Raw genomic sequence first — 14,871 nt, forward strand, 5'->3', positions numbered from 1 at the left:
CGGCGAATGCCTTTGGCGTGTCGCGATAGACATTACGACTAAACTGATCTAGGATAATGATCTCCGCCAATCTGCCATAGTGATCGGTACGCCAATCCCATAACTTGCCTGCTCTCGCCTGATCGATCAAATCTTCGAACTGCTCGGCGATTTTATGGTCAAATTCATCAGATTTGGCAAACCAAAACGGCTTATTATCCGCATCGAACCAAAAATTTAGCACACGGTTCGCCATCTCATTCGTGGTATAAATCATCATCAATCCTTACTTATTTTCTTATCCAATATCTTCTCATGGCGCGACCATATTCAAATGGCTGATCAGGTGTGATTATGCACTCTAGCACGCCGCCGCACTTTTCGATGACTTTTGCGCTCGCGACATTATCATCGCTACACGTTACCAGCACATCACTCACGCCAAGTTCGTTCAAGGTCTGCACGCCAAATGCCAGCATCGAAGTCGCAACACCTCGCCCCTCAAAATCAGGATGCGTGGTATAACCAATATGGCCGCCATACATTCCTAAGAACTCATTAAGCTCGTGGCGCAGATTCAACATACCCGCCACGCCATCGCCATGCAAGGCAAGATATACCGAACTTGGCATCTTATCATAGCCAAATCGATTGGTGCCTTTTGGTGCATAGACATAGCTTAGCCAATCATCATAGGCATTAGCATCATTTAACACGTCAAACGCTGACAACTCATCAGTACCATGAATTAACGGCTGACCGTGTTCATCAAATGCACGCACAAAATCAACCACAGCCTTCCTATGCTCTGTCTTAGGTTGCACAAACAATAAATCCATCATCGCTCCAATTATTGCGCTGATTGAGTGGATTGGGTGGATTTTTTGCGCTTAAAGAATCTGCCCAAATCATCCATCAAGGTATAGACCACAGGAATCACCACAAGACTCAAAAAAGTCGATGTGATGAGACCACTCAATACCGCAACCGCCATCGGACGGCGGAACGTCGCATCCGCCCCACCCCAGCCGAACACGAGCGGCAGCATCCCTGCACCCATGGCGATGGTGGTCATAATGATGGGTCTGGCACGTTTTTTACAGGCGTCTAATATCGCATCAAGCCGCTGCAGTCCCGCCTTCTCGGCGATGATGGCATAGTCCACGAGCAAAATTGAGTTCTTGGTTGCGATACCCATAAGCATGATAAAGCCGATCAAGGATGAGATAGACAAACTTGCGCCCGTCACCACAAGACCAATGAACGCACCACCAATCGACAACGGCAATGCCATCAAGATGGTAAAAGGCTGTAACACCTTATGGAATAACAGCACCAACACTCCAAAGATACAGAAAATACCCACGCTCATGGCGATGGCAAAACCCGTAAACAGCTCCGCCATGCTGTCTGCCTGCCCCTCATCGATGGCACTTACTCCCTCTGGCAGGTTCTGCAGAATTGGTAGATTTTTCACCGCATCAATAACTTCGCCCAGCTCCTCTTCGGACTGCACTGTAATCTTAATGCTGCGCATGCGATCCAGACGGCGAATCTCAGCTTCCCCCGTGGCATGTCTTAGTGTTGCCACTTCCGATAATTTTACTGCACCTGCTTCACTGGTGCTGCTTGGCACATACAGACTGCTCAGTGCGTTCATGTCAGCACGAGACTCATCAGACAGGCGAACCACAACAGGGATTTGGCGCGTGTCTAGATTTAGCTTGGATAATGTTTGCTCATAATCACCCATCGTCGCCACGCGTAAGGTATCCGCTAGATCACTGGTCGTCACGCCTTTATCCGCCATCATGACGGTGTTTGGAATGGCGCTAATCTCAGGCTTGGCAAGTGGTCTATTGCTGGTGACTGATGACACCACAGGCAATGATTGGATCTGCTTGATGGTCTCATTGACCGTTTGGTTAAGCAGTTCGGGATTGTCCGACATCAACGAAAAGCCATATCCTGAGTCACCCGTCGCTGACAGCCCCACCACGAAGCGGGCTGATGGCACGTCTTTGACCACTTCGGCGATGGCATTTTCGACATCGGATTTGCCTGGGCGTTCGCTGCGTGGGTTAAGCAGAATGTTTAAGGTTGCGGTATTTTCACTGCCTGCCGAAGCATTACGGCTATCCCCACCCGATGTGGCCGAACCTGCTGAGATAAATACAGAGCTTACGCCATCCACTTGACTGACCGCCTGCGCCGTCATCTGACTGATGCGCGTGGTATCGTCCAAAGTCGCATCAGGCGTCAGCTCAAGCGTGATTTGGGTTTGGTTGCTGTCATCTGGCGGCAAGAACGAACCGGGCAGCATCTTGGCAAGGCTTAACGAACCAATGAACAGCACAATCGTCGCAACCAGCGTAATCACACGATGATTCAGCGTCCATCTAACGACGGACAGATAAAGATTCATGATCGCGCCAGATGTTTCTTCTTTATGTCGTTTTGGTTTTAGGATATAAGCCGCCATCATCGGCGTGACAAGTCGCGCCACCAATAATGAGATGAACACACTGATCGCCGCCGTCCAACCAAACTGAGAGAAAAACTGCCCAACAACGCCACTCATGAACGCTGTTGGCAAAAATACCGCAATCAGTGTGAACGTCGTCGCCACGACCGCAAGCCCAATCTCATCCGCCGCCTCCATGGCTGCCTCATAAGGCGTCTTACCCATGTGCAGATGGCGCATGATGTTCTCAACTTCAACGATGGCATCATCGACAAGCACACCAATAACAAGCGACAAAGCAAGCAATGAGATGACATTCAAACTAAAGCCAAATATCCACATCATCAAAAAAGTAGGAATGATGGATAAAGGCAAAGCCGCTGCTGCCACCAATGTCGCCCGCCAGTCTCGTAAGAACAAGAACACCACGACCACCGCAAGAATACAGCCCTCAATCAGCATCTTCATGCTGGCATGATAATCTTCGGCGACTGGCTCGGCGTTGTCATAGATTTTTTGGATTTTGATGTGTGGCATCTCTTGGGCGAGTTTGGCAAGCTCTTGATCTACATCTTCAACCATCTGCACTTCGCTAGCACCGCGTGAACGCGTGATGGATAGCGCTACGACCGTGTCGCCGTCCAAGATGGCTCGGCTTTTTGGATCGGCGTGAGCGTCCTTAATGTCAGCAAGCTGCCCTAACGCCAACCCGCCTGCAGGTGTGACCACCTCTAAGCTGGCAAGCTCTCTTACGCTCTTGGCAGAGCCCAATACACGGATGGTCTGAACGCCGCCACCAACCTTGGCCTCACCGCCTGAGCTGTCTTTTTGAGAGGCACTGATCTGCTGAGACAGATTCGTGATGGGCAGCTGCCAGCCGTTTAATTTATCAACATCGGGCGTGACGATGATTTGACGTTCGATACCGCCCACACGGCTAAGCGTTCCCACGCCGTTAATGTTGGCAAGGCGTTTATTCAGCGTGTCATCCACGAACCATGACAGCTCGGCTTCACTCATGTTATCAGATGCTACAGAGTAACTCACTACAGGAAATCCTGCGGTTGAGACCTTGGTAATGACAGGCTCTTCGGCAGCGGCAGGTAAGTCGCTTGCGATCTCATCAAGTGCTGATCGTACGTCATTCACCGCTTCTGATAGGTCTTTTTCTAGGGTAAATTCGGTATGAATGGTCGCAACGCCCGTCTGTAGAGTAGAGCGGATGTGCTTGACGCCTTCGATGCCAGTGATTTGGTTTTCGATTTTTTTGGCGATGTCTGTCTCTAACTGGGCAGGAGACGCCCCCGTATAAGGAACGGTAACGATGACAGCAGGCACGTCAATGTCAGGGAACTGCTGGATTTTCATCGCGCGAAAACCCAAAATTCCACCCACGGTCATGAGCGTGAATATCAAGATCGCTATTAAGGGGTTTTTGATGGAATAAGCCGAAAAGTTCATCACTGCCCCGCTATCTGATGAGTGGATGAATGTGGCGCATTGGCATTGACTGTCGCCACACGCACGATGTCATTTTCCGCTAAGAATCCTGCGCTTTTTGCGACGATGAGCGCATCTGGCGGTAAGTTGGTTGCAGCCTTATCCCCATCATAGCCTAGGATGTCCACCTTGGTGCGCACCACTTTATACAGCCCTTCGGCTTGATCTGTTGGCGTAAGCGACCACACATAATCATAACCATCGGTCGTCATGATGGCAGAAGTTGGCACGGCAGGCGCGCTAGACTGACTTAGGACGAATTTACCCGTCTGATACATGCCAGCGCTTAGCGGTGCACCTTGAGGAATGGCAACATGCGCCGTTATTTCACGCCCCTGATTGGCGGTCGGTGACAGGCGGGTGACTTTGCCAATGATGGGTGTATTCCCCGCCATGATGGTGGCCTCTTGACCGATGCTGATCTTAGCGGCGTTATTCGGCGCAAGTGTCGCTTGCCATTCTAACGCACCATCTTTGATGATGGTAAATAAAGGATTGCCACTGGTCAGCACGCCCACCTGAGCTTGGCGTTCGCTGATGATGCCTGAGACTGGCGCGGTGATTTTGGCATTGTTCAGGCTGGTGGCAGTGTTATTGACTTTCGCTTTGGCGGCGATCACCGTGGCATCTGCTTGCTTGGCGGCTGTGCGGTAGGCATCCACCTGCTGACGACTGATCGCATCTATCTGCAGCAACGGCTCGGTACGCGCAAGGTCGGCATGCGCCTTCTCGGCGCTGGCGATCGCTTGATCTAGATCTGCCTGCGCTTGGATGTGTGAATCCTTGAATGACGATGAGTCCAATATGGCAAGCACCTGCCCTGAGCGCACCTGATCGCCCACCTCGACCAGCACCTGCTCAATCGCAGCGCCCGTCACACGCCCACTGACCTGAGCAGTGTGGCGTGCTGCGATAATGCCACTGGCATCGATGGCGTCAGAGATGACAGCGCTGCCTGGCGTGATCGCCTCAACCGACATGACTGGCGCGGTATTGGCTTCTTGGTAATCCAATGACTTGACCGAAGTGCCGACCACATTATCATTCGGCGCTTTATCCCCATCAGACACGCGTCCAATACCCAAACCCATCACCAACCCAAGCGCCACCAAAGCAAGTGCGCCGATGGGTAGCCACCATGGGAATTTGGTGTATTTGTCAAAAGCACCATCTAAGCGCTTTTCTAGTGATTCATTGCTATTCTTATCATCCATAAGTGACTCTATTTCATTACGCTTTTATAAATAAATCGATTGTAGCATCACACACGCGCCAATACTACACTCATTCTCTGATGAATTTGGCTATGCGTTCACATATTCTTTGGTGTCAGGCAGCCACGTATTGACGATCTGATGCGCCAAAGCCTGCCTATCAGGTGACTCGATGAGCTTATGAGCGATGCTTTGGGCGGCAGTTAATAGCACCTCATCACGCACGATGTCCGCCAAATAGTAGCCCATATCCCCCGTCTGGCGCTTACCCAATAGCTCGCCTGCCCCACGCAGTTCAAGGTCTTTTTGAGCGATGACAAAGCCATCCGTGCTGTCTCTTAGAACGTTTAGACGCTCGATGCCAGTGGGGGATAATGGCGTCTGATATAGCAACACACAGAAGGACTTGGCAGAACCACGCCCCACCCGCCCACGCAGCTGATGAAGCTGCGATAAGCCAAGCCGTTCAGCATTCTCAATGACCATCAAAGACGCATTAGGTACATCTACACCCACCTCGATGACCGTCGTCGCCACGAGCAGATCGATATTACCAAGCTTGAACTCATTCATCACCGCCTGCTTATCATTCGGCTTCATCTTGCCGTGCACCAACCCAATGCGTATGTCCAACCGATCGCACAGATCCTCATACAACAGCTCTGCTGACTGCGCATCCAGTACCGATGATTCTTCAACCAGCGGACACACCCAATAAGCCTGCTTACCGTCCTTACAATTGACACGTATCCGCTCAATCACCTCATCACGGCGATCTCGGCTGACGGTAACGGTCGTGATCGGCGTGCGATTTGGCGGCAGCTCATCGATAACAGACACATCCATGTCGCCATACATACTCATGGCGAGCGTTCTTGGAATGGGCGTTGCTGTCATGGCAAGCTGGTGCGGCGTCGAGTTCGCCACACCCTTATTGGCAAGTCTAAGGCGCTGCTCCACCCCGAATCGATGCTGCTCATCAATGATGGCTAGACCCAATTTGGCGAACACCACCCCATCTTGGAACAGTGCATGCGTCCCAACGACAATCTGCACCTCGTTATCCACGATACGCTCCAGCATGACAGCGCGCTCTTTGGCGCTTTGTTTGCCTACCAAAAAACCAACACCCACACCCAGCGACTCAAACCACTTTTGAAAATTAATAAAATGCTGCTCCGCTAAAATCTCTGTCGGCGCCATCACTGCGACCTGCCAACCACTGTCTAGCGCATAACAAGCCGTCAGCGCTGCCACCAGTGTCTTGCCTGCACCGACATCGCCTTGGATGAGTCTTAGCATGGGTCTGCTTGTGCTCATGTCTGCCACCGCATCGGCGATAACGCGTTTTTGAGCGCCTGTCAGTCCAAATGGCAGGCTTGCCATGAGCTGATTTGCCAATTCGCTGTATGTCTGACAGCGCGGTGCTTTGTGCTGGTAGATGTTATTACGTCGATATAGGAATGCCAATTGGTGCGCCACCAGCTCTTCGATGATAATGCGGCGACAGGCTGGGTGCGTTCGCTCTTTTAGATCTTCGAGGAGTGCCGTCTGCGCGAAGATGTCCGCGTCTTTATCGGGTAGGTGGATTTGCTTTAAGGCACTCAGCAGATCCGCCTGCACCCCTGTCACGCCTGCCGCAGACAGGTCTTGGAGCGTTAGGCAGTGCAACGGCTCACGCGAGACAGCATTGATGGCAAGGCGCACCAATTGACGCAGCTTATTCTGATGTAGTCCTTTCACCGCAGGATAGATGGGCAATAACCCACTCTCAAATGCCTTAGTGCCTGTGACATGGTACTCAGGGTGTGCCATCTGAACCCCATAGCGGCTGATCTTAATCTCGCCAAAGGCAGTGATGTTCGCGCCAACGACCATCGTATTTTTAAGACCTGCATACACCTTAAAAAACCTTAGCACCAGCACGCCTGTCTCATCCTCTAGCGCCACACTCATGCCGCTGCGGCTGTTCTCGACATGCGTCACCACGCCAGCAACGAGCGCACTCATGCCATGCTGCACATCACGAATCGGCACGAGCCGACTTCTGTCCTCATAATCTCTAGGCAGATGCATGAGCATGTCAAAAATACGATGAATGCCTAAGTCTGCTAGCCTACCCGCCAGACTCTCGCCCACGCCAGACAGCGCAGTCATCGGCAAATTAATCATAGAAGTGGTAGCTTGTGACATGACAGACCTTAGGTTACAAATCTTTATAATGTATTGGATAAATTTAATTTACAATACGTTTGATTTTACAACCATTTTTATTAATTGAAAAGTATCGACATGAAAAAGACCCTACTTATCGGCGCAAGCCTTAGCACCGCAATCATCGCAGGATGTGCCACTCAGCACGCCCAACAGGCGCAGCACACGCCGACCATTCATGACACAGTGCCCGAAGTCGCGTTGGTGTTAGGCGGTGGTGGTACACGCGGCTACGCACACATCGGCGCCATCAAGGCACTCGAAGAGCACGGCATCCGCCCCGACCTCATCGTCGGCACCAGTGCAGGTGCAATGGTGGGCGCCCTGTCTGCCTCGGGTAAGTCTGCCAAGGAACTAGAGCGCATCGCCATGGCGCTAGATGAGACAGACCTGCTAGACATCGCACCCAGCAAACAAGGGCTGATTGAAGGCAAAGCACTTCGCGACTTCATTAACACTCAGGTTAATAACAAACCCATCGAATCACTGCCCACACGATTCGCTGCCATCGCCACTGATGCGCATACCAATACTACGGTGAGCTTTCGTCAAGGTGATACAGGACTTGCCGTTCAGGCATCTTCAAGCATTCCAAAGCTATTCATCGCCCCTCGCGTCCCCGAGATAGGCGGTAAAAAATACATCGACGGCGGTCAAAGCGCGCTACTGCCATCAGCAGCTGCCAAATCCATGGGCGCTCAATTCGTCATCGCGGTAGATGTGATGTCAGCTTCTAACACCCAACCAGCTGCCAAGTCCGCAAACAGCCAAGCCGCCGCAGGCATCAGCCGCACCGACAAAGGCATCAAGGCGGTATGGGGCGATGAAGTCATCGAATTCCCCATTAATAGCGACATCATCAAACAAAGCACCAAAGATCTACCCATCAGCATCGATGTGGAGAAGCTGCTTGGCATGATTCCTAATAACACACAGATTCCACTACCCAAAGGCTTCCCAACCAGCCTACCCAAATCCAAAGACGACATCATGCAAGCCGCCAACACCACCTTCATGCAAAACCAACGTCACGCCAAGCCTGCTGACATCAAGGCATCAGATGTAATCATCGCGCCTGACTTGTCCAAATATGCCGTATTCGATGGCAGTGCCAAAGAAGAAATCATCCAAGCAGGCTATGATACCACCATCGCCAAAATCCCCCAAATTAAGCAAGCACTGGCTGAACACCAAAAGCTGCAGTCCGCCACCAAGCAATAAAACAAAAAACGCAAATCCAATCGGGTTTGCGTTTTTTAATTATCCTACTGATACGAGCTTAGCACTGATTATTTTACCAAGTTACTGATCGCCTTGAAATTCGGGTCTTGGCTGGAGCGTAGCAGCTCGAACAATATCGCCTCTGTGGTCGTCACCACTGCGCCTGCACGTCGCATTCTGCGGATGGCGATTTTGCGGTCATATGGGTCGCGAGAACTGGTCGCATCACTGATGATGACAGGCTGCATGCCATTATCAAGCAGATCCAGCGCAGTCTGCTGCACACAGACATGCGTCTCAATACCAAATAACAGCACGTGATGACGGTTCTGCATGGCAAGATGTCGCCACGTGTGTTCATCATCTACCGAACTAAACGCTGATTTTTCAAACACGGGTGCATCACCAGACACCGCCTTTAACTCACCAATCGTATGTCCAAGCCCTTTGGGGTATTGCTCATTGATGGTCAAAGGCACACCAAGATGCACCAAGCCTTCTATCAAGATGCGTGCTTTTTTGGTGATTTTATCCATGTCAAAAATATGCGGCACGAATTTATCTTGCACATCAATCATGAGCGCCTGAGTATCCTCGCGGCGAATGCGATAAGTGCGTGTGACGGTCGTGGTCGGCATGGCAACTCCTTGTTAATAGTGGCTGACAACTTTACTGTACTAAAATTTCCCCATCAGGTCAAGGAATATCCCTATGCCAAAAATGACAAAATTTCCCCGCTTTAACAAAAAACACTTGGCATTCACCAAAAAGCTGACTATCATAGGCATGTTTTTATGATGATATTGCCATGACGCACACCGCCCAAAATCCCATACAATGGTTTCGCCATTCTGCTCCTTATATTAACACCCACCGCGGCAAGACTTTCGTGGTCATGTTCGGTGGTGAGGCAGTTGCGCATGAGGAATTTGATCGTCTGATTCATGACTTTGCACTTTTGCACAGTCTTGGCATTCGCCTCGTTCTAGTGCATGGCGCCAAGCCGCAGATCGAGACAGCGCTGCACAACGCCAATCTACCTAGCATCGCCCAGAACGGCGTTCGCATCACCCCCTCCGAAGCGATGCCACACATCCTATCGGCCGTCGGTGCGATTCGCCTACAGCTTGAGGCGCGGCTATCGATGGGACTTGCCAATTCACCAATGTTCGGTTCGCGCATCGATGCGGTGTCTGGTAATTTCATCACCGCGCGCCCCTTTGGTGTGCGCCATGGCGTGGATCATCAGATGACAGGTGAGGTGCGCGGCGTGGATGTGGATGCGATTCATCACAATCTAACCCATAACCACATCGTCATTCTAAGTCCGATTGGCTTTTCGGCGACAGGCGAGGTCTTTAGTCTGTCTGCTGAAGATGTCGCAGAGCACGCGTCCATTGCTTTGCAAGCTGATAAGCTGATTTTATTGGGCGAAGAGCCTTTATATAATCAAGGCGCACTCGTCCGAGAGATCACCACCAAACAAGCCCATGCGCTGCTAGACGATAACAGCCTCAGCGATGAGATTCGCCGATTCTTAGGCTGCGCGATTCGCGTGAGCGACGTGGTCGATCGCACGCAGATTCTACCCTTCGCCAAAGATGGCGCGCTCATCGAAGAGCTGTTCACCCGAGATGGCCTTGGCACCATGATCGCACGCGCGCCATACGATCAGATTCGTCAGGCGCACCTTGGGGATGTGGTGGGGCTATTGGTGCTTTTAAGACCATTAGAAGAAGCGGGCATTCTCATTCAGCGCCCGCAGTATCGCCTAGAAGCAGACATCGAACACTATACCGTCATCGAGCGTGATGGCATGGTGGTCGGCTGTGCAGCTCTATACCCACTTGATGAGCATTGCGCTGAGGTTGCTAGCATTGCCATCCATCCTGACTATCGCGGTGGCAGTCGCGGCGATGAATTGCTAGAGTTCATTGAATCACGCGCCAGATCAGAAGGGTTTACACGATTATTCGCGCTCACCACGCACACCAGTCATTGGTTTATTGAGCATGGTTTTATTGAGACTGCTGTATCGTCCCTGCCCACCTCTCGCCAAGCACGCTATGACAATGGGCGCAACTCCAAGATATTTGTCAAAAGTATCTAAATCAATCTGCACATGCACGCCCAATTCGGGCGTTTTTTGTTAAATTTCTTGTATTAAATTGAATAATAGTTCAAAAAATGGTTTACAAGTCATTATAAACAAAATACAATAACAAACATGTCATCATATTGTAATGACATGGCGACGCACTGGGATAAGTCGCCATTGGGATTTTACAGATACACAAGGATCAAGGAGAGCGTGTATGAATCAACACACCCATACGGCAGGTGTCGCAGGCGGCGCACCGACCGAGCAAGTCGTTAATGTAAACGACGTCATTGATAACGCCACCTTTAAACCCTTTCATTGGCAAGTACTGTTCTGGTGCTTGCTCATTATCATCTTTGACGGCTATGATCTTGTTATCTATGGTGTGGCACTGCCGCTACTCATGGAGCAGTGGTCATTAACCCCTGTCGAGGCTGGCATGCTGGCAAGTTCGGCTTTGGTCGGCATGATGTTCGGCGCAATGATTTTTGGTACATTGGCTGATAAATTTGGACGCAAAAAGATCATCATGGTCTGTACTGCGTTCTTTAGTGGATTTACCTTCTTGGGCGCCTTTGCGCCATCACCGACAGAATTTGCCATTTTAAGATTCTTGGCAGGTCTTGGTATTGGCGGCGTAATGCCGAACTTGGTCGCCCTAACCTCTGAATACGCCCCAAAAAAATCACGCGCCACGATGGTCTCCATCATGTTCAGTGGTTACGCAGTTGGCGGTATCATCTCAGCACTGCTGGGCTCATTCTTGGTCAAGGACTACGGCTGGGAAATCATGTTCTACCTAGCAGGTGTTCCGGTGATGGGCTTCCCAATCATCTGGCGCTACCTGCCTGAGTCTTTGACATATCTGGTCAAGGATAACAAGCAAGGCCTAGGTCGTCACATCATCCAAAAGACGATCCATCGCTTCACATCACAGACAACACCAAGCTTGTACTTAATGAAGCTGCACCGACTGCGACAGGCAAGCCTCAGGACTCTTCATTCAAGGCACTATTTACCGAAGGGCGCGCCTTTGGCACACTGATGTTCTGGACAGCGTTCTTTATGTGCCTATTGATGACTTATACGCTATCTAGCTGGCTGCCTAAGCTCATGTTGTCAGCAGGTTACTCACTAAAAGGCAGTATCATGTTCCTGTTCGCCTTGAACATCGGTGCGATGGTTGGTGCGATCGCAGGTGGTTATTTGGCAGATAGATTCCATCTAAAGCCTGTCATCGTTACCATGTGTGCTTTGGCGGCGGTATCCATCTCGGCACTTGCCATTAACTCACCACCGATCATTCTATATTCATTGGTGGCAGTGGCTGGCGCGACGACGATTGGCACCTCGATCCTGCTGTACAGCTATCTTGCGCAGTTCTACCCGCTGCACATTCGTACCACAGGCATCGGCTGTGCTTCTGCGGTGAGTCGCATTGGCGCGATCGTAGGCCCGATCATCACAGGCTTCTTGTTAGCGATGAGCCTACCGCACGCGTATAACTTCCTAGCCATTGGTATCCCTGCACTAATTGCAACCATTGCCATGGCAGTATTAAAGCGCTCATGATAGATTATTTTAAGCAAATAAAAAAGCCCTTATCATTAAGGGCTTTTTTATTTTGGGTTATTTAATTATTTGCTCTGGCTAGCAGGCTGGGCTTGAGTGTTGCCCGCAGCTTCGGTCTTCGCCACAGCTTCTGCCATTTGTTTTTGAGCTTGCTCTAGCGCGGCTTTGGCCTGCTCTTCGCTTAATAGCTCAACCGTGAAGGTTAGCACGCTGTTCGGCTCAATCATTGGGTTGCCCGCTTCACCATAGGCAAGCTCTGACGGGATATAGAATTCGTATTTACCGCCTTCTTTCATCAACTGCAGACCTTCGGTCCAACCTTTGATGACTTCATTCACCGCGAACTGTGCTGGCATACCACGCTCATAAGATGAGTCAAACACCTTGCCATTGATTAGCTTACCTTCATAATGAACGATAACGGTGTCGGTTGCTTTTGGTGATTTGCCAGTACCTTCGGTGATGACCTTGTACTGCAGACCTGATGCGGTGGTTTTTACGCCTTCTTTGGTCTTGTTCTCAGCTAGGAACTTATCACCTTCAGCTTTGTTTTTGGTGGCTTTATCAGCGGCTTCTTTGACTTTACGCTCTTCGTATGCTTTGCCAACGGCTTGGACCTGCTCATCAGTCAGTGCACTTTCTTTGCCATTGAAGGCATCGGCGATTGCTTTATTGAAAACTTCCAAATCCAACTCTTCGCCAGTTTGTTCGGTCATGGTTTTTAGGTTCATGCCTTGCTCATAGCCGATGATGTAGCTGATTTTTTGGATTTCGGTGCTGCTGTCAGTCACCACGGTCGATTTCTCAGCATTTTTGGCGTCTGCGGCATCAGCTGTCTCGGCTTTTTTGTTGCAGCCAGCCAATGCTAGGATTGCCATCATGCTTGCAGCAAGTAGAGTGTGCTTTTTCATAATACTCTCAATTAGAAGATTAAAAATAGGATCGATATTTATCGATGTTTAATGACGCAACATGATACCAAAAATTAAGGCGCTGTGCCATGAATTCTAAGAATAATTCATGGCTCACTGTATATAATTTGTTAATATTGTACTAAAAAGTCAACCGCTCCCGACATAGGGCGGTTTTTAGTGTTACAATCTGTCTTGAATTTTTAGCAAGTTTAATCACAAGTTTAATCAATTGGAGTGTTCCGTGGACTACCAATCAAAATTTATTTTATTTAATCAAGGCCTACAAGGACCTGTTGCCTCAATCATCGCAGCCATTCTTATCGGTCTTATCGGCTGGCTATTTGCTTCTATTTTTAGAGATTTGGTCGCAAAAGCATTGGCCAAAACTCGCCTAGACCAAAAACTGTCAACCAACGCAGGTGTCAAGCCAATGAGTGGTACGATCGCAGACATCGTATATTGGTTCATTCTTCTGCTGGTATTAACCATGGTGCTGGGCCGCTTAGGCTTAAATGGTCTATTCATGCCATTGACGAACATGATCGACAAGACATTTAGTTTCATTCCAAATGCACTATTGGCAGCGTTCGTATTCTTTATCGGCTTTGTCGCTGCTCGAGCGGTGCGTGGCATCGTAACCAATTTGGTTGCAGGTTTTAACATTCAAGCCCTAGCCACCAAAGCAGGCATCAACGAAAAGAACAGCCTACCGACCATCGCAGGCTCTTTGTCGTTCATGCTGGTGATCATTCCATTCACCATCGCTGCGCTAGATGCATTGAAGGTTGAGGCGATCTCTCGCCCTGCCACCAATATGCTAAACAAGGTGCTAGAGTCTCTACCGAATGTCTTTACCGCCGCTGCAATTTTGGTTGTTACCTATTATGTCGTGCGCATGCTGGCTGGCATTGTTAAGAACATCTTAGCCAATACCCAAATCGACACCCTGCCTGCCAAGCTTGGTCTACAGAGCGCCCTAGGCGAGAAGAAAGTATCTGACCTGGTTGGCTGTGCGATTTTGTTCTTTGCCATGTTGTTTGCAGGCATTGCGGCGGCTGACTTGTTGGGCTTTGAAGCGATCAGCGGCATCATCGCCATGTTCATCGCCTTCGGCAGCCAAATCATCCTAGGTGCTGTTATCCTAACCATCGGTTTTTGGCTTGCGGGCATCATCGCAGGTGTGGTTGAGCGTTCTGAACAAGGTTCAAAATTCCTAGCCAACATCGTACGCGTCCTAATCATGGGCTTGGTTCTTGCGATGGGTCTAAAAGCAATGGGTATCGCTGACAGCATCGTGAACCTTGCATTCGGCTTGACGCTTGGTGCGGTTGCGGTAGCATTCGCTCTGGCATTCGGTCTAGGTGGTCGTGATGCAGCTGCTCGCCTACTTAAGCGTATTCAAGACAAAGCTGAACACGAAGCTGACAACAAAGTCTTGCTACCAAAAGATACACAAGAAACTTTCCGCAACGATGACAATCGTTTCTAAACCAAAGCTTCAAAACAAAAACGACATCTTAATGATGTCGTTTTTTATGCCTTTGATAATCTTGATTGGTTGATTATTTGAAGGAATTTGCCAATCATAAACGGACTTCATTCTAATCACTACTCTGTTTCACCAATGATAAGGAGATGGAGCAAATCATCAGTTAGCCAAATAATGCTCGCTAATGGGTTGTAGATATTTAC

10 protein-coding genes and 1 pseudogene are annotated in these 14,871 nt (G+C 49.9%); 4 read left to right on the top strand and 7 right to left on the bottom strand.

Annotated features, from left to right (window positions below; all coding sequences use genetic code 11):
- From GY683_RS02600 to recG, 5 genes are all read right to left on the bottom strand, one after another.
- Positions 1–256, bottom strand: a 256-nt coding sequence (locus GY683_RS02600; RefSeq protein WP_297287261.1) for a DUF924 family protein, incomplete at its 3' end; no start/stop codon positions are given.
- A gap of 13 nt (positions 257–269) precedes the next feature.
- Complete coding sequence (locus GY683_RS02605) at positions 270–818, bottom strand: GNAT family N-acetyltransferase (protein WP_297287262.1); 549 nt, start codon at positions 816–818, stop codon at positions 270–272.
- 11 nt (positions 819–829) lie between these two features.
- Positions 830–3,904 carry an efflux RND transporter permease subunit gene (locus GY683_RS02610; RefSeq protein WP_297287263.1) on the bottom strand — a complete coding sequence of 1,025 codons (3,075 nt, stop codon included), beginning with the start codon at positions 3,902–3,904 and terminating at the stop codon, positions 830–832.
- Complete coding sequence (locus GY683_RS02615; protein ID WP_297287264.1) at positions 3,904–5,157, bottom strand: efflux RND transporter periplasmic adaptor subunit; 1,254 nt, start codon at positions 5,155–5,157, stop codon at positions 3,904–3,906. Before GY683_RS02615 ends, GY683_RS02610 begins: the two co-directional genes overlap by 1 nt.
- A gap of 90 nt (positions 5,158–5,247) precedes the next feature.
- Positions 5,248–7,350, bottom strand: coding sequence for an ATP-dependent DNA helicase RecG (gene recG / locus GY683_RS02620; RefSeq protein WP_297287265.1), 2,103 nt, complete (start codon positions 7,348–7,350; stop codon positions 5,248–5,250).
- Positions 7,351–7,449: 99 nt separating this feature from the next.
- Here recG and GY683_RS02625 point away from each other — a divergent pair, with 99 nt between their 5' ends.
- Complete coding sequence (locus tag GY683_RS02625; protein WP_297287266.1) at positions 7,450–8,592, top strand: patatin-like phospholipase family protein; 1,143 nt, start codon at positions 7,450–7,452, stop codon at positions 8,590–8,592.
- A 68-nt stretch (positions 8,593–8,660) separates the two neighbouring features.
- On the opposite strand, the gene GY683_RS02630 is transcribed toward GY683_RS02625, so the two are convergent.
- Positions 8,661–9,230: a hydrolase gene (locus tag GY683_RS02630; RefSeq protein ID WP_297287267.1), complete on the bottom strand. Its 570-nt coding sequence runs from the start codon at positions 9,228–9,230 to the stop codon at positions 8,661–8,663.
- A 170-nt stretch (positions 9,231–9,400) separates the two neighbouring features.
- On the opposite strand from GY683_RS02630, the gene argA reads away from it, so the two are divergent.
- Together argA and GY683_RS02640 are read left to right on the top strand one after the other, a co-directional pair.
- On the top strand, positions 9,401–10,702 hold the full coding sequence (gene argA, locus GY683_RS02635; RefSeq protein ID WP_297287268.1) for an amino-acid N-acetyltransferase: 1,302 nt from the start codon (positions 9,401–9,403) through the stop codon (positions 10,700–10,702).
- Between the two features lie 205 nt (positions 10,703–10,907).
- A pseudogene (locus GY683_RS02640) lies at positions 10,908–12,265 on the top strand (MFS transporter).
- Positions 12,266–12,330: 65 nt separating this feature from the next.
- Here GY683_RS02640 and GY683_RS02645 read toward each other — a convergent pair.
- The gene (locus tag GY683_RS02645; protein ID WP_297287269.1) at positions 12,331–13,176 is read right to left on the bottom strand and encodes an FKBP-type peptidyl-prolyl cis-trans isomerase; all 846 of its coding nucleotides are present in this window, start codon (positions 13,174–13,176) and stop codon (positions 12,331–12,333) included.
- Between the two features lie 244 nt (positions 13,177–13,420).
- Here GY683_RS02645 and GY683_RS02650 point away from each other — a divergent pair, with 244 nt between their 5' ends.
- Positions 13,421–14,668, top strand: coding sequence for a mechanosensitive ion channel (locus GY683_RS02650; RefSeq protein ID WP_297287270.1), 1,248 nt, complete (start codon positions 13,421–13,423; stop codon positions 14,666–14,668).
- Positions 14,669–14,871 lie beyond the last annotated feature (203 nt).

Source organism: Moraxella sp., from assembly GCF_024227015.1.
Classification (GTDB): domain Bacteria; phylum Pseudomonadota; class Gammaproteobacteria; order Pseudomonadales; family Moraxellaceae; genus Moraxella.